This window comes from Brenneria sp. L4-2C, from assembly GCF_040240335.1.
In the GTDB taxonomy this organism is placed as follows: domain Bacteria; phylum Pseudomonadota; class Gammaproteobacteria; order Enterobacterales; family Enterobacteriaceae; genus Brenneria.
On record NZ_JBEIAC010000001.1, the window covers coordinates 232,710 to 258,924 of the forward strand.

21 protein-coding genes and 1 pseudogene are annotated in these 26,215 nt (G+C 56.7%); 11 read left to right on the forward strand and 11 right to left on the reverse strand.

The genetic code is table 11. The features are described 5' to 3' along the window. Positions 1–9 precede the first annotated feature (9 nt). From ABRZ26_RS01070 to nifM, 3 genes are read left to right on the forward strand one after another with little or no spacing between them, the layout of a single operon-like run. Positions 10–357 carry a nitrogenase-stabilizing/protective protein NifW gene (locus tag ABRZ26_RS01070; RefSeq protein WP_319602408.1) on the forward strand — a complete coding sequence of 116 codons (348 nt, stop codon included), beginning with the start codon at positions 10–12 and terminating at the stop codon, positions 355–357. Next, a complete protein-coding gene (locus ABRZ26_RS01075; RefSeq protein ID WP_319602409.1) occupies positions 354–803 on the forward strand; it encodes a nitrogen fixation protein NifZ in 450 nt (149 codons plus the stop codon). Before ABRZ26_RS01070 ends, ABRZ26_RS01075 begins: the two co-directional genes overlap by 4 nt. Then, entirely contained in the window at positions 787–1,644 is an 858-nt protein-coding gene (gene nifM, locus ABRZ26_RS01080) for a nitrogen fixation protein NifM (protein WP_319602410.1), read from the forward strand. Before ABRZ26_RS01075 ends, nifM begins: the two co-directional genes overlap by 17 nt. 93 nt (positions 1,645–1,737) lie before the next feature. On the opposite strand, the pseudogene ABRZ26_RS01085 reads toward nifM, so the two are convergent. The 9 genes and pseudogenes from ABRZ26_RS01085 to rsxA all read right to left on the reverse strand — a co-directional run. After that, positions 1,738–1,839: pseudogene (locus ABRZ26_RS01085) on the reverse strand (type II toxin-antitoxin system prevent-host-death family antitoxin); the annotation flags it as partial. 152 nt (positions 1,840–1,991) lie between these two features. Then, the gene (locus ABRZ26_RS01090) at positions 1,992–2,519 is read right to left on the reverse strand and encodes a flavodoxin (RefSeq protein ID WP_319602411.1); all 528 of its coding nucleotides are present in this window, start codon (positions 2,517–2,519) and stop codon (positions 1,992–1,994) included. Positions 2,520–2,561: 42 nt separating this feature from the next. Then, entirely contained in the window at positions 2,562–2,819 is a 258-nt protein-coding gene (locus ABRZ26_RS01095; RefSeq protein WP_319602412.1) for an RnfH family protein, read from the reverse strand. Further along, entirely contained in the window at positions 2,816–3,556 is a 741-nt protein-coding gene (locus tag ABRZ26_RS01100) for an electron transport complex subunit E (protein WP_319602413.1), read from the reverse strand. The genes ABRZ26_RS01095 and ABRZ26_RS01100 overlap by 4 nt, the downstream gene beginning before the upstream one ends. Further along, on the reverse strand, positions 3,549–4,199 hold the full coding sequence (rsxG, locus tag ABRZ26_RS01105; RefSeq protein ID WP_319602414.1) for an electron transport complex subunit RsxG: 651 nt from the start codon (positions 4,197–4,199) through the stop codon (positions 3,549–3,551). Before rsxG ends, ABRZ26_RS01100 begins: the two co-directional genes overlap by 8 nt. A 1-nt stretch (position 4,200) precedes the next feature. Continuing rightward, positions 4,201–5,172, reverse strand: coding sequence for an RnfABCDGE type electron transport complex subunit D (locus tag ABRZ26_RS01110; protein ID WP_319602415.1), 972 nt, complete (start codon positions 5,170–5,172; stop codon positions 4,201–4,203). Next, the gene (gene rsxC / locus ABRZ26_RS01115; RefSeq protein WP_319602416.1) at positions 5,166–6,614 is read right to left on the reverse strand and encodes an electron transport complex subunit RsxC; all 1,449 of its coding nucleotides are present in this window, start codon (positions 6,612–6,614) and stop codon (positions 5,166–5,168) included. The genes ABRZ26_RS01110 and rsxC overlap by 7 nt, the downstream gene beginning before the upstream one ends. Next, entirely contained in the window at positions 6,607–7,149 is a 543-nt protein-coding gene (locus tag ABRZ26_RS01120; protein ID WP_319602417.1) for an RnfABCDGE type electron transport complex subunit B, read from the reverse strand. The genes rsxC and ABRZ26_RS01120 overlap by 8 nt, the downstream gene beginning before the upstream one ends. Positions 7,150–7,160: 11 nt before the next feature. Then, on the reverse strand, positions 7,161–7,739 hold the full coding sequence (rsxA, locus tag ABRZ26_RS01125) for an electron transport complex subunit RsxA (RefSeq protein ID WP_319602418.1): 579 nt from the start codon (positions 7,737–7,739) through the stop codon (positions 7,161–7,163). A 334-nt stretch (positions 7,740–8,073) separates the two neighbouring features. On the opposite strand from rsxA, the gene nifL reads away from it, so the two are divergent. From nifL to ABRZ26_RS01165, 8 genes are all read left to right on the forward strand, one after another. Then, positions 8,074–9,558, forward strand: coding sequence for a nitrogen fixation negative regulator NifL (gene nifL, locus ABRZ26_RS01130; RefSeq protein ID WP_319602419.1), 1,485 nt, complete (start codon positions 8,074–8,076; stop codon positions 9,556–9,558). A 4-nt stretch (positions 9,559–9,562) separates the two neighbouring features. Then, entirely contained in the window at positions 9,563–11,149 is a 1,587-nt protein-coding gene (gene nifA / locus ABRZ26_RS01135; protein ID WP_319602420.1) for a nif-specific transcriptional activator NifA, read from the forward strand. Between the two features lie 197 nt (positions 11,150–11,346). After that, the gene (gene nifB, locus ABRZ26_RS01140) at positions 11,347–12,750 is read left to right on the forward strand and encodes a nitrogenase cofactor biosynthesis protein NifB (protein ID WP_319602421.1); all 1,404 of its coding nucleotides are present in this window, start codon (positions 11,347–11,349) and stop codon (positions 12,748–12,750) included. An 8-nt stretch (positions 12,751–12,758) separates the two neighbouring features. Then, entirely contained in the window at positions 12,759–13,271 is a 513-nt protein-coding gene (locus tag ABRZ26_RS01145; RefSeq protein WP_413556083.1) for a nitrogen fixation protein NifQ, read from the forward strand. A gap of 250 nt (positions 13,272–13,521) precedes the next feature. Continuing rightward, a complete protein-coding gene (locus ABRZ26_RS01150; protein WP_319602423.1) occupies positions 13,522–14,379 on the forward strand; it encodes a nickel/cobalt transporter in 858 nt (285 codons plus the stop codon). Positions 14,380–14,875: 496 nt separating this feature from the next. After that, positions 14,876–16,234, forward strand: a complete 1,359-nt coding sequence (locus ABRZ26_RS01155; RefSeq protein WP_319602424.1) for an MATE family efflux transporter — start codon at positions 14,876–14,878, stop codon at positions 16,232–16,234. A 119-nt stretch (positions 16,235–16,353) separates the two neighbouring features. Then, complete coding sequence (locus ABRZ26_RS01160; protein WP_319602425.1) at positions 16,354–21,822, forward strand: AvrE-family type 3 secretion system effector; 5,469 nt, start codon at positions 16,354–16,356, stop codon at positions 21,820–21,822. A gap of 30 nt (positions 21,823–21,852) precedes the next feature. Next, positions 21,853–22,275 (forward strand): type III secretion system chaperone, encoded by a 423-nt coding sequence (locus ABRZ26_RS01165; protein WP_319602426.1) that lies wholly within the window; start codon positions 21,853–21,855, stop codon positions 22,273–22,275. Between the two features lie 142 nt (positions 22,276–22,417). On the opposite strand, the gene ABRZ26_RS01170 is transcribed toward ABRZ26_RS01165, so the two are convergent. Then, the gene (locus ABRZ26_RS01170) at positions 22,418–23,113 is read right to left on the reverse strand and encodes an ATP-dependent Clp protease proteolytic subunit (RefSeq protein ID WP_319602427.1); all 696 of its coding nucleotides are present in this window, start codon (positions 23,111–23,113) and stop codon (positions 22,418–22,420) included. A 298-nt stretch (positions 23,114–23,411) separates the two neighbouring features. After that, positions 23,412–26,174, reverse strand: coding sequence for a winged helix-turn-helix domain-containing protein (locus ABRZ26_RS01175; protein WP_319602428.1), 2,763 nt, complete (start codon positions 26,172–26,174; stop codon positions 23,412–23,414). Between the last annotated feature and the right edge of the window lie 41 nt (positions 26,175–26,215).

Sequence of the window (26,215 nt, forward strand, 5' to 3'; positions counted from 1 at the left end):
AGGAAAAGTATGGACTGGTTTAATGAACTGCCCGGAATAAGCCAGTTGGAGAGCGCGGAGGATTTCCTGCGTTTCTTTGCCATTCCGTTTGATGAGCAGAGCGTGCGGGTTAAGCATTTGCATATTCTGCATGCCTTCAACCGCCGTTTACGACAATACCGGCCGGCCGACGAGCCGGAAATGGCGCCGCTGCAACGTCGGCGCTATCGGCTGGATCAGGTGCGTTCTATGCTGCTGGCGAGCTATGCGCACGTCGTCGGCGGCGAACTGCGGGAACGCTCGGAATTGCAGATCTATCAGCGCACCGCCCGCTGTTTTATCCCCTGGTTGTTACTGGATGAAGGAGAAAACGCATGAAGCCGCGTTTTGAATTTGGCGAAGCGGTGCGGGCGATCCGCACGATACGCAATGACGGAACCTTCCCGGATAGGGCGCGCGGCGAACTGTTGGTGCGACGCGGTACGGTGGGATATGTGCGTGAATGGGGAACCTTCTTGCAGGATAACATCGTCTATCAGGTTCATTTTCTGGCGGACGATCGCATCGTCGGTTGCCGGGAGCAAGAACTGCTGCCCGCGTCGGCGCCGTGGGTCGATGGCGCATTTCAATATGGCGACTGGGTTTGCGCCGCCATGATGCTGGCCACCGACCGGCAAATCCGCGTGCAAATCGGGGATGTCGGCCAGGTGATGGGGGTAGAGCGCGACAAGGATCCCATGCAGTTTATCGTGTTGTTCGGCGGCACGCTATTACAGGTGCCGGAACATGCGCTGGAGGCGGTTGACCATGACAACAATCTGTAATCCGCATGTCCTGACGATGTGGCAACGCTATTGCCGACTGAAGCTATCGCTGTCTCTGTATCATTGCCTGCCCTGGCAGCTTGGAGGTGAACAACAAAGAGCGTTTAGCGGACAACTGGCGCGGCAATATCGGCTGGAAGCGGCAATCCGTGAGCAGGCGGAACGGTTGGGGATTAAGGCGGATCAGGACGATATGATGACGGCGCAGTACGTGTTGCGCAGCGTCTTCGATGATGAACCCTCCTGGCATGCCGCGCTGAACCGCGCCGGCATCGACGAAGCCGGACGGCGGCAGGCGCTCGCGCATGAAGCGATCCTCGCCGCCACGTTGGAAAATGTGGCCGACCGGGCGCCCAGGGTCAGCGAGCGGGAAATTGATGTATGGTATCAACACAATAGGCATCGTTTTCAACATCCGGAGAAACGCCTGGCGCATCATTTGCTATTGGTGGTTGATGAGGCACAGGCCGATTGTGACAGGGTCACGGCAACCGAGCGCATCACCGCGCTGCAACGCCGTTTACAGATCGATCCGCGCCGTTTTCCCCGTTTGGCCGGCCGATTTTCTGAATGTCCGACGGCGACCGAAGGGGGAAAGATCGGCTGGGTGACCCGAGGCGTGCTCTATCCGGCGTTGGATACGGTGTTATTTTCCCTTGCCGCCAACGATATCAGCCCGGTGGCGGCAAGCCCGATGGGGCTGCATGTTTTATGGTGCGAAGCGATCCGCCCGGCCGGCGAACTGCCGAAAGCGGACGCGCTGGCGCAAATCCGCCGACAGTGGCAGGAAAAGCGCCGCCAACAGTATCAGCGCCAGTGGCTGGCGGAGATTTTGCGCTAATGCTTTTCGCCGGCGCAAGGGATAACGGCTATCCGCAGGTAAGCCGTAACTGGCGGACAATCTGGATGAACAGGTAAACAGTCAAGCCTCTACTACAGGCGTACCATGCTTGCTAATTTCCACCGGCTCACGCTGAGCTTTCATCAGCAAATCACCAAATTGGTTCTTAGCGAGTTGTGCGGGAATCGTTTCCATACCTCACCTAGCGTCTAAAATGGCTCGAATAGCCATTTTGGCTAAAAGTGCATAAAGTCACCAGTAATCAAAAAAGGGGCGACCGTTTCTATCAATGCGCAAGAAATTTGCCCCGTAGTAGGCAGATACGGGGTTTGCATCAGCTCATGAAATCAAATCGCCGCCTGAAGCTCGCTGACCCAGCGGGTGACGCGCTCCTCCGTCAGAGCCTGCTGATTGTCCTGATCCAAGACCAGCCCGACGAAACGATCGCCCTCCAGAGCACTGGATTCGGTAAAGGCGTAGCCTTCCGCCGGCCAGGCGCCGACTACCGTGGCGCCGGCTTCGCAGACGATGTCATACAGCTCGCCCAGCGCGTTGACGAAGGCGTCGGGATAGCTTTCCTGATCGCCCAGGCCGAACAGCGCCACCGTTTTCCCGCTCAGGTCGGCGTTCGCCAGCTCGTCGGCGAATTCGGCCCATGACTCGCTCATGCATTCCGCCTCCAGACCGGGAAGCTGCCCGTCCCCCAGCGTGGGCGTGCCGAGGATCAGCACCTCGTACGCCAACAGGTCGGCTAATGACGCCCGATTAATATTCACCGGATCATCCGCCCGATCGCCCAACTTTGCCTTGATAAGTTTGGCTACCTTGCGGGTTTTGCCGGTGTCGGTACCGAAAAAGATGCCGATAGTGCTCATGGTTACATTCTCCTTAAAAGGACGCCTGAAAAGGCCATTCAACTACTCGTCGTCGTCCGCCTCTTGGGCGGCGCGTTCAATCGGCAGATAGATTTCCACCCGATCGCCTTCGTGTACTTCGCTGTCGGCGGGACAAAGGCGGCCATAAATCCCCATGCGGTGCTTGTCCGGATCCAGCCACGGATACAGCGCGGACAGCGGCGAAGCCAGAAAGGCTTCGCGCAGCGTGACGGGGGTCGCCATCTCCATCTCGACGCAGCGGCTTTCTTCACCGCTGGCGTGGGCTATGGTGAATTTCATCCGTGGCAGCCTCCGCATCCCGTAGAGCAACCCAAACCGGCCGCGGATTCTTTCTTGAGAACGTCGCGGCCATAGCGCAGCACCTTCACCGCGCGGATCCCGGCCAGCATGAAGCCCATGACCAAAAAACCGCCCGGCGGCAACAGCATCAGCAGAAAACCGCCGTAGTTCGGCAACAGGTGGACTTCCAGAAAATGGAAATGCGGCCCCAGCAGTTGTTCCGCGCCGCTGAACAGCGTGCCGCTGCCGATAATTTCCCGAATCGCGCCCATCGAGGTGAGTCCGAGCGTAAAGCCCAGGCCCGTCGCCATGCCGTCCAGCGTGGCGGCAAACGGCGGATTATGCGCGGCGAAGGATTCGGCGCGGCCGAGCAGGGCGCAGTTCGCCACAATCAGCGGAATAAACAGGCCGAGGATCTTATGCAAATCGTGCATCCAGGCGTTCATCGACAGGTCGAGCAGCGTGACCAGGCTGGAGATAATCAGGATATACACCGGGATACGGATCTGATGCGGGGTAATTTGACGCAACAGCGATACCAGCAGATTGGCGCCGGCCAGCACCGCCATGGTCATCACGCCCATGCCGAAACCATTGGTAGCGGTGGTCGTTACCGCCATCAGCGGACACAAGCCCAGAATCTGTACGAACGTGACGTTATTGGTCCAGATCCCGCTGACGAGAATATCCCGATAGGCGGGGCGCGCCGCCGGCGCGGTTGCAGTAATTTCACTCATTGGCTTTTTCCTCCGTCAGACCGAGCAATTCGGCGCGATGGCGTTGAAACAACAGCAGCGTTTGATGAACGCTTTTCACGACCGCGCGCGGAGTAATGGTGGCGCCGGTGAAAGCATCGAATTCGCCGCCGTCTTTTTTGACATGCCACTGCTTCTCCGCGGTGTTTTGCAGCGATTTCCCGTTAAAACCCAGGATCCAGTCGCTGTGGCTCAGTTCGATTTTGTCGCCCAATCCGGGCGTTTCCGTATGCGAGATAGCGCGTACGCCGGTAAGCTCGCCGTTGGCGTTGACGCCAATCAACAGGCTGATGACGCCGCTGTAGCCTTTTTCGGCGCCGAACATCACTACGCCGCTGGGCCGGCCTTGCAGCGTGGCGCGGTAAACCCGCACCGACTGCCCCTCCAACTGCAAGGTGACGTCGCTGTCGCTCAGCGCATTGTCATGCAATTCAGAGGGGAAGACGGCCGCGAGCTGGCGCTGGGTATCTTCCTGATGACGCAATTCAATCTCGTTATAGGTCGCCCACCAGACGCCGCCGATCATCAGGCTGATCAGCAGGGTAAAAACGCCAAGTAATAAACTCAGGTTCAGCGGATGGCTGCGCGGCGGCCAACGCAGCCCGCCGTAAGAGGCTGAAGCCATGTTATTTCTCCTTCTGAGTTTGATATCCGTAGGCGCGCGGGCGAGTCCAGCCATCAATCAACGGGGTCACCGCGTTGACCAGCAATACCGCAAACGCCACCCCTTCGGGATAGTTGCCGAAGCTGCGGATAGCCCAGACCAGCAGTCCGGCCAACGCGCCGTAATAAAGCCGACCGCGCGGGCTGCCGGGGCCGGTGACCGGATCGGTGATGATGAACACCGCGCCCAGCATCAATCCGCCGGTGGTCAGCTGCGCCAGCGGCGGCAAGATGGATTGCGGCGCGATCAGCCATTGCAGCGTGCCGGGCAGCAGGCAGCCAACCAGCATGGCGACCGGCGCATGCCAGCTAAAGACCCGTTGTTGTAATAACCACAGGCCGCCCAGCGCCAGCAACAGCGTGGAGGTTTCGCCGAAACTGCCGTTGTGGATGCCGATCAGCGCATGTTGCAGTGAAAACGGCGCCTGCGCGTGTTCCCGGAACGCGCCGAGCAGCGTGGCGCCGGTCGTCCCGTCGGTGCTCAGGGAATACACCGCGCCGTGCCAGAATTCCGTCGGGAGCACCCAGTGAGTCATCTGTACCGGAAAGGCGATCAGCACCACCACGCGCGCCAGCATCGCGGGGTTGAACAGATTTTGCCCCAGTCCGCCGTAAATATGTTTCCCCAGCAGAATGGCGATCGCGCAACCCAGCGCGCCCAGCCACAGCGGGGCATGCGGCGGCAGGCTGAGGGTAAACAGCAGCGCGGTCAGTAATGCGCTGCCGTCGAAAACGTGGCCGAGCGATACCGGATTGACGCGCAGACAGATAGCTTCGCACAGCAGGGCGGTAACGATGCCGGCGACCATCAGCATCAGCGCCGGCGCGCCGAACTGGATAATGCCCAGCAGCACGGCGGGCATCAGCGCCAGATTGACTTTGACCATCAGGTTTTGCGTGCTGAGGCCCTGATGGACGTGAGGAGATGTCAGCATGAAGAGCCCTCCATAGGAGCGTCGGGGGTGGTCTTACGGCGGCGGGACGGTCTGGCCGCTTTCGCGGCGGCTTTTTCCGCCGCCTCGCGCGCCAGGCGTTCCTGTCGCCGCAGGCTATTGGCGCTGGCGCGCAGCAATTTCTGTTGCTGGCGTTTTTCCAGCCTGAGCTGCTGTTGCCCCCAGTCAAAGAACTGCGTCAGCGGCAATACCGCCGGGCAAACCCATGAACAGGAGCCGCACAGCAAACAATTGTTCAATCCCAGATCGCGCGCGTTATTCAGCGCGTCTATTTTCAGTTCGGCCAGCATGGCCAGTGGCGCCAACCCCATCGGACAAGCATCGACGCAACGGCCGCAGCGTAAACAGGCGCTGGCGTGGGGCTGGGGAATTTCGTCTTCGGTCAGCAGCAGCAGACCGCTGGTGCCTTTGGTGATGGGCGCATTGATGTCGGTCGTCGCGCGTCCCATCATCGGCCCGCCGAGAATGATGCGCGCCGGGCTGCTCTTCATCCCGCCGCAGGCGGAGATAATGGCGCTGATGGGCGTGCCGATGGGTACCAGCAGGTTGCCCGGCTGCTCAATCGCCCGGCCGCTGACGGTGATGACCCGATGGGTTAACGGCTGACGAAAACGAATGGCATGGAAAATAGCGATGCAGGTGCCGACATTCTGCACCAGTACGCCCATTTCAGGGGAACGTCGGTTATGCGGAATCTGTCGGCCGGTTACCGCTTCAATCAGCTGTTTGGACGATCCCATCGGATAAAGCGAAGGCAGGGCGACCACATCGATGTCCGCCTCATCCCGACACAAGCCATCGAGACGCTGGAGCGCCTCGCGTTTGTTGTCTTCAATGCCGATGTAGACATGCCGGGCTTTCGTCAACTGCTGCAAATAGCGAATACCGCCGAGCAGGAACTCGGCCTGCTCCTGCATCATTCGTTCATCGGCGGTGATATAGGGTTCGCATTCGCCGCCGTTGATAATGAGGTATTTGATTTCATGACGCATCGCCAGCCGCAGCTTATCCGCCGCCGGAAACATCGCGCCGCCCATGCCGACGATGCCCGCCTGCGCGATTAACGACAGCATCCGTTCTTCAGGCGTGTCCTCCGCGGTCTCCAGCAGCGAGGCAGGGGCGGCGGACGGCATAACCTGCAACTGAATATAACCGGATTCGCCGGCGACGATTTTGGCGACGACGCCATTCGCCGGGCTATGCAATGGGGCGGACATCCGCCCGAACGGCTGCGCCAGGCGCTGGCCTTGAGTGACAACGTCACCCAAGCTCACCTCGGGGATGGCGGCGGCGCCGGTATGCTGGCGTAAGGGCAGCGTCAGCCTGTCCGGCATCGGCAGGTGACGGATCGCCAGATCGCGCGTTAATGATTTGTGGCTGTAAGGACGAATGCCGCCGTGAGGCGTCGTGAGGGCTTTAAGCATAATCAGGCTCCTGCCGGAACGGTAAACCCGGTTTGGCGACGGTAGGGGTAAGATGAGGATCGGCGCAAAGCTGAATACAGTGGTTAGGACAGGCGCTGACGCACGCCGCGCATCCGGTGCAGTCTTCGCTGAGCACGCCGTGTAACTGACGGGTCGCGCCGACGATCGCGTCAAAGGCGCATTGTTTTAAACAGCGCCCGCAGCCGTCGCAGTCGGACGCGGCGATCACCGCCACCCTCGGCCCCTGAACGCTGTTTTCATCCAGGCTGACGCCCATTAACGCGGCGATACGCTGCGCCACCGCGCCGCCGCCGGGCGAGCAGATGGTGACCGCCGCTTCGCCGCTGGCCATGGCGACGGCCGCCTGACGGCAGCCGGGATAACCGCATTGGCCGCACTGTCCGTTCGGCAATAGCGCGACGATGTTATCCACCATCGGGTCGCTTTCTATCTTCAGATAAATCGCGGCATAACCCAGCAAAGCGCCAATCAGCGCGGATACCAGCGGGATGGCGAGTAAGGTCAGTATCAGCATCTCCGTCCCCCTTATGACGACAAGCCGGCAAAGCCGGTGAAGGCCAGCGCCAGAATGCTGGCGGTAATAAAGTTGAGCGGGGTGCCTTTAAACAGCAGCGGGGGCAATGCGACGGCCTGCCGTTCGCGCAAACCGGCAAAAATGATCATCACCAGCGAATACCCCAGTGAGGCGCTGAAGCCGAACAGCACGCTGTGGGTGAAGCTGAGATGATCCTGAAGGACCAGCAGCGCCACGCCGAGCACGGCGCAGTTGGTGGTAATCAGCGGAAGAAAGATACCCAGCGTGCGATAGAGCGTCGGACTGTATTTCGCTATCACCATTTCGATTAGCTGGACCAGCGACGCAATCACCAGAATGACCGACAGCAGGCGCAGATAGCCGAGATCGAGCGGCATCAGGATCCAGGTTTCAATTACCCAGCCCAGCGCGGCGGACAGGGTGATCACCACGGTGGTCGCCATCGACATGCCGATGGCGGCCTTGACCTGATTGGTCACGCCCATAAAGGAACAGAGCCCCAGAAAGCGCGCCAGCACAACATTATTGACCAGAATATTGGTCAGCATGATTAACAGTATCTCTTTCATTTATCCCCCTGAGGTCGTGATAACCCATGGGGTATTGCGAAAGCCGTGCCAGTTTATGCGGCACAATAAATGTTCAATCAGCGTGCAGAAACCTGCGCCAAAAATGCGCAAACCCATCAGTATCCCTGATGTGATTGCACTCACAGACAACGCGAAATCCGCCGGATAAGGCCCAAAACCCCCATCAAGATCAAGGTTTATGGCTTTTTCCGCACGGAAGGAATGATTCTTGCAATTTTTTTATGGTTATTTCGTGTCGTCGGCTGGCTGTCCTGCAATCTGACAATTTGTCATGAAGCCGACAGAATCCGTAATGCAAACCGGAGGGGCCCGGATGAGTTCATCATTAATCCTGGACGATGTGCAGTTGATTACCTCCTCTTTCGGGGGAAAAGGGTTGCATGCGACCGTCTTTCATACCGTGGTCGAGCAATCCTCCGTCGCGATTTCCATCACCGATCCGCAGGCGAACATCCTGTATGCCAACCCGGCGTTCGCTGAAATGAGCGGTTATACGCTGCAAACCCTGATCGGCGCCAATCACAACCTGTTGTCCAGTCATCAAACGCCGGAGTCGGTTTATCGCTCCATGTGGGAGACGATTACCGCGGGCGACTCCTGGAGCGGCCAGTTGATTAACCGCCGTCGTGATTCGTCGCTTTATCTGGCCGAGATCACCATTTCGCCGATCGTCAATGCGCAGGGTGAAATCGAACACTATCTCGGCATGCATAAGAATATCAGCGAGCGTTACGCGTTAGCGCAGCGAGTGCGTAATCAGATGACGCTGATTTCCGCCGTGCTGAACAATATTCCGGCGGCGGTGGTCGTGGTCGACGGCCAGCAAAAAATCGTTATGGATAATCTGGCCTATAAAACCCTCAGCGCCGACTGCGAAGGCCGGGAGCCGTTGGTATTGCTCGATTGCCTGAACCAGACGGAACCTTCCGCCATGCTGCCGCTGACTATCCGCGGCGCCCGGCGCTGGTTTACGGTAAGCAGTTGGCCGCTGCACGCGGTTAATGAGGAAGCCAGCCTCTATTTCACCGACAACGCGCCCCCGCGGCAACTGGTGGTGATCGTCGATTGCACGGAGCAGCAGCGGCAAATGACGCAGGAGCGACGCACCCAACTCGAACGACAAATTAATATGAACAAGATGATGGCGGCGATCCGGGAAACGCTGGATGCGGCCTTAATTCAGCTCAGTTGTCCGCTGAATATGTTGTCCGCCGCCCTGCGCCTGAATCCCAACGCCGACAGTATCGCGCTGCGCTCGGCATGGAATGAAGGAAAAGAAGCCATCGCGCGCCTGACGGCATGCCGCCCCGCGATGGATCATGAAGCGCCGGACAGTTGGCCGGTGAGCGGCATGCTGACCGATCTGGCGGAACTCTACCAATCTCGTCTGAACAATGCCGGCCGGCTGCTCTGGTCCTGTTCCGACCCCGATTTAACCCTGCGCGCTCAGCGCACCTTGGTGCTTACCGCGCTCAGCCTGTGGCTTGACCGCTGCCTGACGCTGCCCCCGCGGGAGGACGGCGAAGCGGTGATCGAAATCCGCGCCGGTCGGCAATGTCATCGCCTGTGTTTTTCCATCAGCGACAACCTGCCGGTAGCCGTGCAGGATACCCCGCATCCGATGGCGGAAATTCTGGCGACGGGACAGTGCATGGAGCTGCGTCTGATTCAGATGATCGCGTCGCAGCTGCGCGGCGCCGTCAGCGTAGAGAATGTGTCATCGGGCGCCACACGGATGACGCTCGCCCTGCCGCTTGATGGTTTATGCCTCGCCGGCGCCGAGAATTTGGGAGGATGAAAAAATGACTCACTTTCCAACGACAGAACGCATCGCCCGCCGCCTGGATCTTCAGCAACAGGTGGTCGCGCTGCATAAAATCAGCGTGGCGCTCAGCCATTCGCTGGATTTGCAACAAACGCTGGAGTCGATGATTGAGGCGCTGCACGATCATGCCTTTATGCAATACGGCATGGTGTGCCTGTTTGATAAGGATCGGTCGTCGCTGTTTATCGAGGCCTTGCAGGGCGCGGACGCCCAGGTTATCAAAGGCGGGCGCGGCGTGCGCTATCGGGTGGGCGAAGGGATTTTAGGTTCCGTCATGAGCCAGCGTTCTTCTCTGGTTCTGCCGCGCGTCTCGGACGATCCGCGTTTTCTCGATCGGCTAAATCTTTATGATTACGCCCTGCCTTTTATCTGCGTACCCATTCCGGGGCCGGACGAAATGCCATTGGGCGTGTTGGCCGCGCAGCCGATGGAGTTGCATGAAGATCGCCTGCCGTCCAGCACCCGATTCCTGGAAATGGTGGCCAACCTGATTGCGCAAACCGTGCGTCTGGTCAGCCATGCCAAAGGGGAGAGCGAGGCGCTGCGCACCGAACGCGACAGCCTGCGCAGAAAAGTGCAGCAGCAGTACGGTTTTGACAATATCGTCGGTAAAAGCCAGCCGATGCGGCACATTTTCGACATGATGCGTCAGGTGTCGCGCTGGGACACCACGGTATTGATCCGCGGCGAGAGCGGCACCGGTAAAGAGATGATCGCCAACGCCATTCACTACAACTCACCGCGCGCCGGCACGCCTTTTGTGAAATTCAACTGCGCGGCCCTGCCGGATTCGCTGCTGGAAAGCGAACTGTTCGGCCACGAGAAAGGCGCGTTTACCGGCGCGGTTAAGCAGCGCAAAGGGCGTTTTGAACTGGCGGACGGCGGCACGCTGTTTCTGGATGAGATTGGCGAGAGCAGCGCCTCGTTTCAGGCCAAATTGTTGCGCATCCTACAGGAAGGCGAAATGGAACGGGTGGGCGGAGACGAAACTCTGCACGTGGATGTGCGCATTATCGCCGCGACCAACCGCAATCTGGAGGAAGAGGTGCGCGCCGGCAACTTTCGCGAAGACCTTTATTACCGTCTGAATGTGATGCCGATTTTCCTGCCGACGCTGCGGGATCGGCTGGAAGACGTGCCGGATCTGGCGCAGTTCCTGTTAACCAAGCTGAGTAAACGGCAGGGGCGCGAACTGCATATCAGCGACGGCGCGTTGCGGCTGTTGATGAACTATGACTGGCCGGGCAACGTGCGCGAACTGGAGAACTGCCTGGAGCGCGCGGCGGTAATGGCTGAGGACGGATTGATCGACCGCGATGTGATCCTGTTCAACTATAAGGAGAATGCGCTGATGCCGCTCAATCGCGGCAAAGCCAATGACCTGACGGCCAGCGCCGGCGGCGAACCCAATATCGAAAATATTCAGGATGAACGGCAGCGGCTGATCGCCGCCCTCGAGCGCACCGGTTGGGTTCAGGCCAAAGCGGCGCGGTTACTGGGAATGACGCCCCGGCAGGTGGCCTATCGTATTCAGATTATGAATATCAATATGCAGCGCATATAAGACGAAGCCGGCGTCCGCCGCGGCGGAGGCGGCATCCCATACCCATGTCGTATTCGGTACATTGTCCGACAATGTCGGTTATGAATCAGCGACGCCAACGGCTAACGCTTTATTTAATCTCTGTTTTTTATTTTTTCCGCCCGGCATGGCGTTTGCACGAAAGTGATGAGGTTCGCTCATTACCGGGGTTTAAGCATATGGCAAACAACGCAGCATTTTCAGGCAAACGTTCATGCGGGCCGATGAACACCGCACACTTTACACCTTTACAGGCGGATAAGGTTTCCCGCCATCCGTGTTACTCGCCAGGGGCGCATCATCGCTATGCGCGCATGCATCTGGCCGTGGCGCCCGCCTGCAACCTTCAGTGCAATTACTGTAACCGGAAATATGATTGCAGTAATGAATCCCGTCCCGGCGTGGTCTCCGAGCTGCTGTCGCCGGAGCAGGCGATTGCCAAAGCCAGATATGTCGCCAGCCAAATTCCCCAGCTTTCGGTGATCGGTATCGCCGGTCCCGGCGATCCGCTGGCCAATATCGCCCGGACGTTCAAAACGCTGGAAGGACTGCGGGCGGAAATGCCGGATATCAAACTGTGTCTGTCGACGAACGGGCTGATGCTGCCTGATGTGGTCGATCGTCTGATCGACGTCGGCGTCGATCACGTCACGGTAACGGTGAATGCGATTGATGCGGTCATCGCCGAAAAAATCTACCCCCACCTGTGGTACGAGGGCGACAAACTGCACGGGCGCATTGCCGCCGACTTGCTGATAGAGCGGCAGGGCGAGGGCATCCGCAAGCTGGCCGAGCGCGGCGTCATGGTAAAGGTCAATTCGGTATTGATTCCGGACATCAACGCCGCACACCTGCATGACGTCAGTTTGCAGGCGCGCCAGTGGGGCGCGGTGCTGCATAACGTCATGCCGCTGATCGCCAGGCCGGAACACGGCACGCGTTTTGGTCTGGAAGGCATGCGCGAGCCGGATGCGGATGAACTGGGCGAGGTGCGCAGCCAGTGCGGTCGCCATATGCCGCAGATGGCGCATTGCCGTCAGTGCCGCGCCGATGCCATCGGCATGCTGGGAGACGACCGCAGTCAGGAGTTCCCGCTCGCTTCGTTGCCGCAACACGCCGAACCCATGCTGTCGTCGCTGTTTCGCCGGGCCAGTATTCAGGCCAGCATCGCCTCGCAGGGCGAATCTGAAGAGCCGGACGCCTGTCTCGTGGCGGTGGCGAGCGGCAAAGGCGACGTGATCGATCAGCATTTCGGCCACGTCGATCGTTTTCATATTTTCAGCATTTCCCGCGCCGGCATCATCCCGCTTGGCGAACGGTTTACCCAACGGTATTGTCAGGGCGCCGCTGACTGCGGGGAAGATGAGCCGGAAGCGCGCCTCGAACGGGTTATCGCGCTGCTGTCAGACGTCAGGGCGGTATTCTGCGCCCGCATCGGCATGACGCCCTGGCAACGTCTTGAGTCCGCAGGCATCGAACCTTATATCGACGGTGCCTGGCAACCGGTGCGTGAAACGCTGGAGCAGTGGCGCGCCGGACGCCTTTCGTCGGAGTCGGAGGCCGGTCGCAAGGGGGTGGCGTAATGGCGCTGATGCAGACCCCGGATGGCTGGTTACGCTATCTGGTCGACAATCACCTGCGCGGCCGATCCCGTTTTCCGACGCAGATGAATCTGGATGACGTCGCCTGGCAGGCGTTATTGCAGCGCGTCGGGCTGACTGAAACGCCGCGCCCGCCGCGCTGGCGCCAGCGGGATGAACTACTGAGCGGTTTACTGGCGCCGCGTCGGCAGGAGTGCGAGCAGCTTGCCGACTGGCTTGAGCAATATATGGCGCAGCCCGCCGCGCCGATGCACCGGTTAATCGCCGGCGCCTCCATGGGGTTTAATCACCTGTGGCAGGATCTCGGGTTGGCGTCGCGCTCGGAGCTGCGTCAGCTCATGAGCGTCTGTTTTGCACCGCTGGTGGATATGAATGCTAACAACATGCGCTGGAAAAAGTTCTTTTATCGTCAGATTTGCCTGGCCCAGGACGGCGAGTTGATCTGCCGTTCGCCCTCCTGCGAAAGCTGTAGCGAGATTAGCCTCTGCTTTTCGCCGGAATAACGGAAAACAGGCATTTGGGTTGATAGCCGCGAAATCGTCGCGCTGGCAAATTTTGTTCTGCCACGCGAATAGATTAAAGTATCTATTCATCGCCAAGACTCAGGTAAATAGAATGTCGAATAAGAAGCATGTTAAATTAACCCTGTTTATTTTAACACTGTTGATACTACTCTTTATATGCATCTACTTTTGGCCGGCGTTGCTTGCCACAACATTAAGCATTCAAATTTATTTACACCGTTATTTGATCATGTATCTGTTACAGATACAAAATAACAATTTTTCTTACAGTATATTACTGTTGGTCGCCAGTTTCTTATATGGCGTTTTACATGCCATCGGGCCGGGTCATGGAAAGTTTGTTATCTCATCCTATCTGAGCGTTTCCGATGAAAACGCCGCCTCAGCCAGACTTATTTCATTTCTTGGCGCCATCGTGCAGGGGATTGCAGCCATTCTGTTTGTTTATGCGCTGGCGATATTATTTAATTTCACCATTGGCGATCTCAGTCAAAGCCGTTGGTATGTTGAGAAAATCAGCGCTGTTTATATCGGTATTTTTGGCGCAACTTTATTACTGCGAAGCTACAAAGCAAGACCGAAAACCGCCGCGCTTAAAATAAAAAAAATCATGCCGGCGTCGCGGCATCGCCCTGAAATACTGCTGATGAGAAAAACAGCCGGCGAGGCGGATAACGGCTCGGCCTGCGGTTGCCGCCATCATCATGGGCTGCCTTCGGGCATGCTCCCGCGCGATCTTAAATCCGCCCTGTGGGTTATTCTGGTTATCGGCAGCCGCCCTTGTACCGGCGCCATTGTTTTGCTGGTTTTTTCCAATGCCGTGGGGATTATTAATTGGGGCATCGCCGCCGTTATGTCGATGGCGTTGGGAACGTCGCTTGCGGTCACCATGCTGGCGACCCTGGTGATTAAATCCAGAGATAAAGCCATTTTATTATACGGCAGTGAACATCACGCCGGTTTTGGCAAAATAAAATACCGGATGCTTGCGGTCTCGGGAGGGCTTTTGCTGCTTATGACCGTTCTGCTCTTTTCATCCACGGTGCCGGTCAGTATGAACGGCGATTTTATCGCCGCCGGCTGCTGAATTTATTTCGCGTCTGGATGTCAGGCTAAAGCCCGCGTTATTTACGCGGGTCAGACTGTTGACAAAACCTATAATACGCCTTGTCATCCTCCGTTACGCCCAGTCATTCTCGCCTTCGCAGATACTGTGTTAAGCATTTGGCCTATATTCACCTTGTTTTTCTCCTCCGTCATGCCCGCGTAGGCGGGCATCTCTGCAACGCAAGGCACACTGTGGAATAACGGGTTGGGGAGGGTTTGTCATTAATCTCACACACGTTATTTACGCGGGTTTTATTTATCAGACCAGGGACGAACGATTATTTTAGCGCTGATAAATTCATTAGCTTGGTAATAATATTTTTTTGGTAAGGCTATTTGCGAATTAAAATACTCTTGTTGATCCATGTCATATTTTATCTACTATCAGAGCGTATTTTTAATCAATCGATTGATTAATAAAAGGCATTAAATGCAGAAATAACGCCGGCCTTTTATTTCATGCATTGGAATATCATATGAGCAAAACAGCAGATAATACTCAGCGCCTTACCGCCTTGGCTAATGACGATATTGTTCCACTCATCGCCAGACTTGCGCTGCCGACAATCGTCGGCGTCAGCGTCAGCGCTCTGTATCAAATTCTGAACGCATTCTTTATCGGGCGTCTGGGCACGCAAGCGATTGCGGCGATGGCGCTGACGTTTCCCTTCGCCATCGCCGTTTCCTGCATTGGTCTCTGTTTTGGCACCGGGGTGGCTTCCTTTATTTCCCGCTTCCTGGGATCGGGGGATAGGGATAAGGCCAGTCAATATGCGTTTTCGTCGATGGCGTTAGGTGTCGTCTGCGCAATTTTGCTTGGCGTATTTATTGAGTTTTTTTCGCATCAGATTTTTTCCGCTATGGGCGCGACTAACGAGACGTTAATATTATCTCAACGTTATTTGCGCTGGTTGCTGATTGGCTATGTGCTGGTCGTGCTTAATATGACCGCCGGTTTTATCGTTCGCGCCGAAGGTAATACGCCTTTCAGTATGCATACCCAACTTGCCGCGTTCATCTGCAACGCCGCACTCGATCCGCTATTCATTTTCTACTACGACTTTGGCATTGAAGGGGCGGGGATCGCCACGTTAATCGGGCAGTGCGTATCGGTGGCGATGTATATCGTGCATTTTTGTTGCGGGCGTAGCGTGATAAACCCGAAAGTCGGCTTTGCTAATGGAAAAGAACTTGGAACCATCGCCAGCGTGGGCTTTCCCGCCGCGATAAACGCGCTGTTGCAGGTTATCTCCATTTCCTGTTTAAACCGTATCGCCATGAATTATGGCGATACGGTGGTCGCGGGAGTCGGGATCGCATCACGCTTGTTGATGGTGGCCTCGCTGCCGCTGAATGGACTCTGCATGGGTTCGCAGGCCATCATCGGTTACAACCTGGGAGCAAAGAAAATACAGCGAGTCCACGAAGTGGTAAAAAAGTTATCCCTGCTTGCCTGCGGCGCGGCGGCTCTCTATACGATCGTTTGTTTTCTTTTTTCCCGCGCCATGGCGGCGTTTTTTTCAACCGACCCACATGTCATCGCCGTGGCTTCGCTGGCGATTGTGATCTTTCATATTTCCATGCCGTTTATCGCATTACAGCAGGTCTGCCTGATGTATTTTCAATCGATCGGCATCGCTAAAACCGCGCTGTATATCTCGCTATTGCGCTATATCGTCCTGACGGTGCCGCTGCTCCTTATTCTTTCCTGGCTCTGGGGCATTACCGGTATTTATTACGCTTTGCCGCTTGCCGATATCCTGACAGGATGCGCCTGTGTGCTGGTGCTCCGCACTCAGTTAACCCAATTGAGAATGCAGTGGCGGCAGATATAGCAACGATTTTCGCCGGAATAAGGCAAAAACACGCTTTTTGGTCGATGACCATGGAACCGTCGCATTCGCCGCTCTACTCAGATTGAAACGGATATAACGATCTTGAGCAGGAGAGAGGAATGGTTTTCGGCAGAATACATGGCGTGTCGACACAGCATATCGGTGCAGGCAGCGCCTCCGGCATGGAGAATACGGGACGCGCGTTGCAGCAATCTTCCGCGCAGCGGAGTTCCCGCGCCGCGGCGGGCTCGCTGGTAGAGGAGGGGCGGCATGCCCGCGCCCGCAAGGATATCAGCGCATCGCCGCCGCCCGCGCAGGATGAAAAACCGGCGCGTCAGCGCGGCCGCGGCAGCAAGCTCAGCAATCTGTTGCACAGTCTGCCGTTTACCCGAAAAAAGCAGGCCGCGCCTGAACCCTCGGTCAAGGCCGATAATACGCGAAAACCGGCCGACAACAGTTTACTGGCGAAAATGATGGACGAGCGGCCGACGAATTTGCTGCGTGAATTCGCCGAACGGCCCAGCAGGGAAGAAGTGCGGCATTATCAACAGAACTTCGATAAGGTGCGGCAAAACATTCTGGCGCGCATTGCGCAGACCTCATCCGCCGGGGAAAGCAGCGGGGAAAGCCGTCAGACCGAGGCGAGCGGTTCATCCCGCTATTATACGCCGCCGCTGTCGCCGAGTTCGTCCGGCTACCTGTCCGCCGAATCGCTGGATTTGTCCGACGAAACGCCGTTGGATGACGACGGCGAAGTGGATCGTCTGCTGCGAGAAATGACCGAGCGTCAGGCCGGCAAATCGCCAAAGGTGTTCGACCCGACGCTGGAACCGCCCAGACAAGAAAAATTCAAACCTCAGTTGTCCACTATCCGTGAAAAATCCTATGAAGGCGTGGAGAACGCCGCATCCAGCCGGACGGACGCGCCATCGCCGGGGATAAGGCTCAACGAAAAAGGCCGTATCGCCATCGACGAAACGACGCCGCCGACATTACGGCACCTGTTGCAGGAAACATTGGCCAAGGGAAATCCGCGTTTTCTCGCGCAGGCTGACCAGCAAACCGAGCGCGGGGAACACCGGCAGATGCTGCTGGGGGGCGAGGGCAAACTGTTCGCCCTGACGCGATCGGCCAATACCTTTACCGCCTTCCATTCCAGCGTTCCCGGTACGGATAAAAAAGCGCTGACGCATGGCAACGCCCGTTACAGCATCCAGATGGATGACCAGGACGAAACGGTCAGTATCCGCACGCAGCATAAACGTCATCCGACCGACGTGGCGACCTCATCCCTGCCGCTGCCGGGGCGGCTGCATGAGGGGGCGCTGACCGGCATCTATCGTCATCCCGCCACGGCGGAGCATCCGCAGGGCGAGCAGGTACGTCTGCACGATGGCAAACTCCACGTGCTGAATGAAGATCTGGACGTCTGGCAGAAACAGAGCGACATCGCTTTCAATAAGCTTGCCGCCGGCGCGGATAACCGCCTTTATGCGGTGCGGGACAAGCATACGCTGACCAATCTGACCGATAACGTAAACACCAGGGCATTTGACGGCGATATCACCGCTTTCGCGGTGAACAAACGCGGTCAGGCGGCGGTACTTACCGATAAGAATGAGCGCGCCCAGCTATACTTTATGCCCTCGCTGGATGCGCCGCCGGCGCACGTTACCCTGCAACTCGCCGATCCGGCGCTGGCCCTGACGCGCGGCAGCGAACATATCGACGCGCAAACCATCGGCATGGCGGATAAACAGTTCTTTGTTTCGGACAGCGAGGGAAAACTGTTTGTCGGCGACTATCCGCCGCCCGGGCAACACGAACTGAAAATGACGCCGGCGCCTCAGCCGGCGCTGGAAAAGGCTTTTTCGGGACATTATCGCATCGACGGTTTCGCCAGCGATGAGAACGGCCGCTTGCACGCGCTGGTAAAGGACAACCTGAAGCAAACGCATGCCTGCCCGCTAGGCGCGGATAATCAGTTTACGCCCGGCTGGAACCTGACGGACGCCCTGGTGCTGGATAATCAACTGGGTCTGACGCACATTCAGCCAACGGAACAGGAAACCGTCGACCTTAAATACCAGGGTAAACTGACGTTGCAGGAAGGCGCGCTATATTACCTGGATGACCTGACCCAGGCCTGGACCAAAGCCGAGGATGGCTGCGCCCAACTGAAGAAAGGGAGCGACGGGCAAGCCTATCTTCTCAAAGACGGCGAAGTAAAAAAAATCAGCATCAATCAACATAGCAATACGCTGAGGCAGGGAACGGATAACGTTTTCTCGCTGGCGCATGCGCGCAATAAACCCAACGTGGGCAACGCGCTGCTGCCCGAGGCGAAAAGCGACAAAGCCACGGCGATGGCGGTAATTAATCCGCATAAGTTTTTGCTGTTGTCCGCTCAGGGTGAGATCCACTTTCATCAGGTAAAACCGGATACCCGGCGATCGCAGCATCCGGTTCAGGTGCTGCCTAACATCGGCATCAATGGCGAAATAAAAGACATTGCGTTGGATCGCCGGCAAAATCTCTACGCGCTGACCCGACAGGGGGACGTTTTCACGTTAGCCAAATCTCAATGGCAGGATCCCGCCGGCCGCGAGCAGGCCACCTGGCAAATGGTGCCGCCTCCGCATGGGCGCCGCGGTGAGATAACCGATATCCGCAATGACGATTCTGGCAATCTGCTTGTCTCACGGGGAGAAAACAACCATAGGTTAACCGATACCGGCTGGCAGTCGTCGGATAGCGCGCAGCAGGCGGATCGATCGCCGATAGCGCCGCGCGCCTCGGATGCCGTTTACAACCGCCTGAATACCGCCAATAAGCGCCTTCGTCTTCCCGGCTCCGGTTTAACGGCCCAGGGCGCGGTAATGAAAGGCGGATTTTCCGGCGCGGAAAGCAGCGCGGTACAAAGCAAGTTCTCCTCCCGCCTTAGCGCGCATGTGTTTTCACCCACGCTATCCATCCCGAGGCCGGTTAAAAATCTGGCTTACGCCGTGCAGCATCAGTGGCAGGGGCGCGAAGGCTTAAAGCCGGTGTATCAGATGCAAAGCGCGTTGATCAAACAACTGGAAGGAACGAACGTTCGCAAAACGGGCGATGCGTCATCGACGGAAGACTTGCGCACGCGGCTGGAGCGTCTTGATTTAGGCGAGGCGGGCAAAGATCTGCTGACGCTGTTGCAACGTTTCCGCAACGAGCTGGAAGAGAGCGCGACGCAGGCGCTGACCCGGCTGGGACAGCATAAAGGCATCGTCAAAGACAGCGGCGAACTGAACGAAAAATTCAAACCGTCCGCGCTGAAATCCGTCGCGCAATCCCTGAATCCCAACCGTTCCGGCCACGATCTCAGCAAATCCCTGCTGCATGCCTGGCACTCGGCCCCGGCGGCCAAAGACAGTAAAGTGGAAAAGCTGTTGTCCGCTTTTGTAGATAAACAGGTGGCCATCAGTCATCAGAAGGCCGACGTCATGCTGGGGCGCCAGCGCGATCCGAACGATCGCAACGCATTGCTCAAGTCGCGCATTATTCTGGATACCCTGACGCTCAAAGATCTCCACCAGTTAGTCGACAAAGCTGAACTGTTGTCCGGCAAAGCGCCGGATGAACGACAGCTGCGCCAGCTGCGGCAAGATATTACCCGGTTGCGCGATGGCCAATACAACCAGAATCCGATTAAACAATTCACCGATATGGGATTTACCAGTAACGCGCTGCTGGAAGCCAACTATGACGGGGTGAAGGCATTTCTTAACGCTTTCCGCAAAGAAGATCACGGATTGAACGTCACGTCGCGCACGGTATTGCAGGCGGGGCATCAGAATGAATTGGAAACGAAACTGCTGGATACGCTGAAGTCGATGAAAACAGGCGACATCATCAGTTTTGATCGCAACTACGGCGGCGGCGCCAGTTCATCCTACGTCTTTCTGCTGAAAAATTCGCCGGTTCCCGTCGTGCCGGGCGGCGGCATGACGTTCAACCGCGCGTATGGGCTCAGCATCGCGCGCATGGATAACAGTTTCTACGTCGAATTCAACCGCCGGGGGGACAACGTCGGCAATCTGTCCATGTCGACCGGTTTTAACCTTCTGCCGACCTTTCTGCCGCAATCGATCAGAGAAAAAGTCAGCGCCATCAAGATTAACGACCATTACGACTTTATGCCCGACGTGCGTATTAACGGTTCGATAGCGGGTACGATGGCCAGCGGCGACCAGAAAGGACTGTCTTTCATGCTAACGGACGACGAACTGCCCGATTTTATTCAAGGCCTGACGCAGGGAACGTTGAATCCGACGGAGTTTATGCAGAAAGGCGCTCAGCACCTTGTGCGGGATGGGAACAAAATCAGCTTCAGCCTGGACATCAGCAGCTCGCTGGAAGCCCGTGCGGCGGTCAATCTGCGGCCGAATGTTATCGACCCGTCGACATCGCAAGCGTCGCCGCCGTTCCCAGAGATGGTAACGCGCGCGGCGGCGGGCATCGGCGGCAATCTGAACATTCTGTCCGCCAAACACGAGCGCTCGACGGCCGAAGGGGAAAACGCCATCAATAAAGCGTATACCGACAACCGGGTACGCTTCTTTAACCGGGTGGATGTCGACGCGCATGCCGGTATTAACGCGGGCGCCATTTTCCCGATTGAAGACGGCAATGCGCAAGATCCGAACGACCTCGTGCCGATGTTTGTCGGCACCACGGCGTCGGCCAGCGTCTCTATAGATAGCTCGGTGAATAAAATGGTCGATATGACGATGAAACGCGCGGAGCCGGTTATCGACGCCGACGTTACCGAACTGGCCGCGCAGTTGGGAAATCATTTTAAAGACAGCGTCAGCCGTCAGGTGCTTGCCGCCTTACCCGAAATCAAGGACATCGGGGAAAAACTGCAAATCCTGAACAATCATTTCAGCGCGCAGGAAATCAACAGCGATGAGCGCTACGCCGCGTTGAACGGCGTCAAATCGGCATTGCTCCAGCACCAGCTCGCCCAGGATGGCGGCATGACGCTGGCGTCGGCCTCGATCAGCACCACCTATGGCAATCTGTCCCGGCTCGATAATAACGGCATCATCCATTCGCTGCGTAAATTCCTGGATTCATCGCTGCCGCCCAGCAACTCTGATCGGATTAAAGCCCTTATGACATCCACGCCCGAACTCAGCAGAGCCATTGAAAGCATCAAGTCATTGCCCGGCATCAGCGCCACGGTCAACCTGGAATTAAAAGAACCGCTAAAACAGCAACTTATTGAGGGGATTCAACAAAAGAAAATCGAGCATCAGGATATCGCCAACTTGTTCAACGACCGCAATAACCTGCGCTTGAGCGGCATCTTCTTTTATCAATCGGCCAAAAAACGGGAAGGTTTTGATACGCCGACGCTGGTCTTTGGCGGCAGCAGCAGCGCAAGCGTCTCCATGTCGAAAAACATCGGTACCATTGCCTTTCAATACGGCCGGGATCAGAGCGTGCCGCACGGATTTACGCTGGACGGCGATATCGCCAAAGCAAATCCGGCTCTGGCTGATGTGATGTATCAATTGAAAAACGAAGGCATGGAACTGAAGAGTTAACCCATCGCTCGAAAAACAGGAGGAGAGCAAATGACGCAGTATCAACAACGGGTTGAAAGCTGGTTGAAACACCTTTCTCAACGCTATCGGACGACTTTGACGCTGCGGGACGGCGTATGCGCGCTGTGCGACGCCAACGGCGGGGAGGCGGCGATTATTGAAGTGCCGGACCAGAGCGATAGCCTGTTATTGCATTGCCAATTGCCGGTATTGCCGGAAGAGATCACCGAGACGGTTTTGCGCTTGTGTCTGCAATTGAATTTTGAAATGAATGCCATGCGCGGCTGCTGGCTGGCGCTGGATGAGTATCAAACGCTGCGGCTGTGTTCGCAACACAGCGTCGATATGATGAACGAGCAGACATTTACCGCGCTGATTGAAGGATTTATGCAACAGGTCGACGAGGTGGGCGCGTTTTTACGCGACGTGCTGATGCGTGTTGACGCGGCCTGATGATGCCGATGAATATCAAGCGCCAAAGCGATTCCATCCCGCGGCGGCGCTTATTCAGGCGGCGATGGCAATGGCGCTCGCCGCAATTTCGAAAGAAATAAGCCGTCCGCTGATATTTCCCGGATAAGGAATATTGACTGATTTAATGTTCATCTTTCTCAGAGATGTAATAAGAGACGTCGGCATTAACCATTTTTTCGGCGATACCGGTCGCCATTTTTTTCTCTACCGCCTGACCGGCATTGATCAGCGCTCTGTTATTTTCGCTATAGAGTATTTTTTTACGCTCATCCTCGCTATATGAGGTGCAGGTCTTATATATTGCATCAAACATATTGTTATAAGTATTATTCATTTGTTGCAATACATTTAATTCATCCGGTTTTATGTAATCACGATTGTTATTAGAGGTGGCCGACGGGTGGAGCATGAATGATGATCCCGCCATCGCCAGACGCTGTTGCGCGGCGCAATAGAAGATGGTCGCCGCCGAGGCGACCATTGACATATTCACCGTGGTGACCGGCGTTGGCGAGCTTTTTATCGCCTCATAGGTCATATAACCGTTATCCATATCGCCGCCGTAACTGTTGATATAAAAATAGATATTTTTCAGATTAGGGTAAGTGGCATTAATCTCATCCAGCGCGGACATGACATCAACGGTTTTACCTTCAGTGACATTGCCGATATAGACGATTTTGGCGTATTCCACATTGCCATTCTTGATATTGGGTTTTTTAATGACGGAAACATCCGCGAAGGCGGGCGATGGCAGTAAGGGCAATAAAACAATAGAGATTGTTTTAAACAGGGACCAGGCGTAATTATTCTTCATAAGGGGGCTTTTCCGTTGGAAATTTTAAGTCAAAAAAAAGTAACGATTATTGATCCTCAGCGAATGGCGCGCTAAATTGGCGTGATTGCCGATAGAAACGTCAGCAACGGGAATACTATCCGTATCCTGGAGCATGCGATCGTGCCGGCGATTGTACGCGCTTTATCACGTTAATGCTGGAAAAACGTATCGCCGAGTCAGTTGCAAGTATCGCCGCTCAGCTGGGCAAACGGTGGCGATGCGGATACTCTGCGGCACCATAATCACTTTTTATGAGGTTGAATTAACGCTTGAACACTCAGTGCAACAGATTCCATTCTCTGGCCTGATTGATCGCCTGAATTCGACCTCTGACCCGCAGTTTTTCATACACTTGCTTCAGGTGCCATTTTACCGTTTCAACCGAGATCCCCAACGAACGGGCAATCCCTTTATTGGAATAACCGTCGGCAATGAGCTGGAGCAATTGTTGTTCCCGTTCGGTCAGCCGGTGCGACAGCGATTGCGGGATATCCTCCGCCGGAAGTTCGCCGCCCCTGGCGGCCTGCTGCAATAACATGGCGGCCATTCTGGCCCATTCGGCGTACGGGGACGGCGTCTTGCATAATTCGCAGAGCAACGGCAACAGGTCAGGGCCGGCATCCAGCAGGCTGCGCTGAAGTTTTTGCTGCACAGCACGCTGTAACGCCGGTTTGAAGATCTCAGCCGCGCGGACTTCCTCGCCCGCCCGCAGCAGGGCGACGGTCTGCATAATTCTTAACCGCACGGCCGACAACCACTCGGCGCATTGCTCCTGTTCGCCGGCCAACGGATCGATGATATCGGCCGCCGCCAGAGGTTCGCCAACGGCAATCAGCAGACGGCTGCGGCTGATACGAAAATAATGGGAAATAGCGTTCAGGCCCGGAGCATTGTTTCCCGGCCCGGCTTCATCCGCCAACGTCTGCAACTGGTCGAGTAAAAGTCTGGCCCCGTCGATATCCCGCTGCCGCAGACGGACGGCCAGCCGTTCGGCCAGCAACGGCGCGCGCGCGCGCGACCAGCCCCGGCTAATCGCCAATTGTTCAGCATGCAGCAGCAGACGATCGGCATCGTCCGGCTGCTTGTTTAACTGCGCCTGGCGCGCCAGAACGATATAGCAACGGCTAAGGCCGTCAGGCGGGCAGAAATTATCGATCATCTCCAGTCGCAGGCTGAGCAATGCGTCCACCCGGTCAACATCCCCTTGCTCCCAGGCAATTTCAGCCAGAATAGGGGCGAGCGTCGCGCCGCTGCTGGAATTCTCCCCGGTATGCCGTTCGGCATACCGCAGCGCCTGGGATGCCAGACGCTCGGCCTCAGCCATATTGCCCTGACGCAGATAGCCCTGGGCCGCAACAAACGCACGGTAAACCTCAACGAACAGATTCCTGTTCGCCACGTTGGCGCCAGGCAGGCGGCGTTGCACATTCAAAGCCTGTTCCGGGCGTAAATCAACCAGATGGCAATAGCTGAGGATGTTGCACACCAGACCATCCACCCAAACATCGCCGCAGGGTACTTCGCGTAATAACGGCTCCGCCAGGGCGATACTTTGCGGAATATTTTCCGCAAAGGCTTCGCAAATGGCCCGCACCACCCGTAGCTTCACCCAGACGCTGTGCGCCAGACCGTCGCGGTTGGCCGCCGCCAGTACGTCGATGGCATCAAGTAACTGGCGGGAATCGTTAAAACGAAAGTGATGCGCCAGCGCCCAGGCCAGATTGATCTGTAGATCGATGCGGGAAGGCTCCAGATTGGCGGGCAGATAGCGCATCCAGCGCACCAGCGTATCAATATCGCCTTCCTCCGCCAGCGACTGCGCCCCAATCTCGGCATGCTTGTTGCCGGTTTTGCCGGCGGCCAACGTGTGTCGCACCGCTTCCGACCATAAATTCTGAGCGGCGAACCAATTACCGGCCCGCTCGTGCAAAACCCGGATGTCTTTATCCGGCGAGTTTTGCAGCCGGTTGAGCAGCGTATCGCGCATCAGCGGATGATAACGAAACCAGGATCCGCCTTCGCCCAGGGCGCAGAGAAACAGATTATGCCGCTCTATCCAGGCCAACATGTCCTCGCTGTCGCTGCGCCCGGTGACGGCATTGCACAAGGCGGGGTTAAGACGGTTGAGAATTGCGGTGCATAACAGGAAGTCGAACACCTCCGGCGGCAGTGGTTTGAAAATGATCTCTTCCAGATAGCGGGTAAGGGTACGGGAACCTTCGCTCAGGCTACGTATAAAGCAACCGGGGTCAGTGCGCCAGTCGGCCGACAGGGTGGCTATCTTCATGCCGGCTATCCAGCCTTCGGTCAAGGAGATAAGCCGCTGAATATCCTGCTTTCTGACGGTTTTCGGCGCGGAATCCATAAAATAGGCGCTGGCTTCCTCAAAGGTGAAACGCAGATCGTTATCGTAAATTTCCGCCAGTTGATCCTGAATCCGCAGGCGGCTCAGCGCCAGATGCGGTCGGAAACGACTTCCGATTATCAGGTGCAAAGAAGAGGGCGCATGATTAAGCAGATACGTGAGCCCGTCGTGTATTTCGCGATGGCTGATGTTGTGGTAGTCATCCAGAATCAGGTACAGCGGATGCGGACATAGGTGTAATTGATTGATCAGCTCCGCCACAAACAGCGAAAAATCGGCGGGTAACTCGCCCTCCAGATAACGTTGGAAAGCCGAACTCCAGTCGCAAAACAAGGGCCGCAGCGCTTCCAGCAGATAACGCATAAATAGCAGCGGCGTGTCGTCGTCTTCCTCAAGGCTGAGCCAGGCCGATGCGCCGCCCTGCCGCCGCCGGCAGTGATACCACTGCGCCAGTAGGGTGGTTTTACCGAATCCCGCCGCCGCGCAGACCAGCGTCAGAGTGCGCGATTCCGCCTCGTCAAGCCGTTGCAATAAACGATCTCGCTGCAACGACATCCCCGATGAGCGCGGCGGCGTCAGTTTGGTGAGGATCAGCGGTAGCTTGAGAGTAAAGCGAAAAGGCTCTTCATTAACAAATTCCGCCAACGGGTAATGTATGGGGAGCAAAAACGGCATACGCGCCAATATCCCTTTATTTAATAAGTGTTTTCAAGGTG

What these genes read in the sequence shown, in the direction of transcription:
- ABRZ26_RS01070 (WP_319602408.1), top strand. Translation starts at nt 10, where the DNA reads ATGGACTGGTTTAATGAACTGCCCGGAATAAGCCAGTTGGAGAGCGCG.
- ABRZ26_RS01075 (WP_319602409.1), top strand. Translation starts at nt 354, where the DNA reads ATGAAGCCGCGTTTTGAATTTGGCGAAGCGGTGCGGGCGATCCGCACG.
- nifM (WP_319602410.1), top strand. Translation starts at nt 787, where the DNA reads ATGACAACAATCTGTAATCCGCATGTCCTGACGATGTGGCAACGCTAT.
- ABRZ26_RS01090 (WP_319602411.1), bottom strand. Translation starts at nt 2,519, where the DNA reads ATGAGCACTATCGGCATCTTTTTCGGTACCGACACCGGCAAAACCCGC.
- ABRZ26_RS01095 (WP_319602412.1), bottom strand. Translation starts at nt 2,819, where the DNA reads ATGAAATTCACCATAGCCCACGCCAGCGGTGAAGAAAGCCGCTGCGTC.
- ABRZ26_RS01100 (WP_319602413.1), bottom strand. Translation starts at nt 3,556, where the DNA reads ATGAGTGAAATTACTGCAACCGCGCCGGCGGCGCGCCCCGCCTATCGG.
- rsxG (WP_319602414.1), bottom strand. Translation starts at nt 4,199, where the DNA reads ATGGCTTCAGCCTCTTACGGCGGGCTGCGTTGGCCGCCGCGCAGCCAT.
- ABRZ26_RS01110 (WP_319602415.1), bottom strand. Translation starts at nt 5,172, where the DNA reads ATGCTGACATCTCCTCACGTCCATCAGGGCCTCAGCACGCAAAACCTG.
- rsxC (WP_319602416.1), bottom strand. Translation starts at nt 6,614, where the DNA reads ATGCTTAAAGCCCTCACGACGCCTCACGGCGGCATTCGTCCTTACAGC.
- ABRZ26_RS01120 (WP_319602417.1), bottom strand. Translation starts at nt 7,149, where the DNA reads ATGCTGATACTGACCTTACTCGCCATCCCGCTGGTATCCGCGCTGATT.
- rsxA (WP_319602418.1), bottom strand. Translation starts at nt 7,739, where the DNA reads ATGAAAGAGATACTGTTAATCATGCTGACCAATATTCTGGTCAATAAT.
- nifL (WP_319602419.1), top strand. Translation starts at nt 8,074, where the DNA reads ATGAGTTCATCATTAATCCTGGACGATGTGCAGTTGATTACCTCCTCT.
- nifA (WP_319602420.1), top strand. Translation starts at nt 9,563, where the DNA reads ATGACTCACTTTCCAACGACAGAACGCATCGCCCGCCGCCTGGATCTT.
- nifB (WP_319602421.1), top strand. Translation starts at nt 11,347, where the DNA reads ATGGCAAACAACGCAGCATTTTCAGGCAAACGTTCATGCGGGCCGATG.
- ABRZ26_RS01145 (WP_413556083.1), top strand. Translation starts at nt 12,759, where the DNA reads ATGCAGACCCCGGATGGCTGGTTACGCTATCTGGTCGACAATCACCTG.
- ABRZ26_RS01150 (WP_319602423.1), top strand. Translation starts at nt 13,522, where the DNA reads ATGTATCTGTTACAGATACAAAATAACAATTTTTCTTACAGTATATTA.
- ABRZ26_RS01155 (WP_319602424.1), top strand. Translation starts at nt 14,876, where the DNA reads ATGAGCAAAACAGCAGATAATACTCAGCGCCTTACCGCCTTGGCTAAT.
- ABRZ26_RS01160 (WP_319602425.1), top strand. Translation starts at nt 16,354, where the DNA reads ATGGTTTTCGGCAGAATACATGGCGTGTCGACACAGCATATCGGTGCA.
- ABRZ26_RS01165 (WP_319602426.1), top strand. Translation starts at nt 21,853, where the DNA reads ATGACGCAGTATCAACAACGGGTTGAAAGCTGGTTGAAACACCTTTCT.
- ABRZ26_RS01170 (WP_319602427.1), bottom strand. Translation starts at nt 23,113, where the DNA reads ATGAAGAATAATTACGCCTGGTCCCTGTTTAAAACAATCTCTATTGTT.
- ABRZ26_RS01175 (WP_319602428.1), bottom strand. Translation starts at nt 26,174, where the DNA reads ATGCCGTTTTTGCTCCCCATACATTACCCGTTGGCGGAATTTGTTAAT.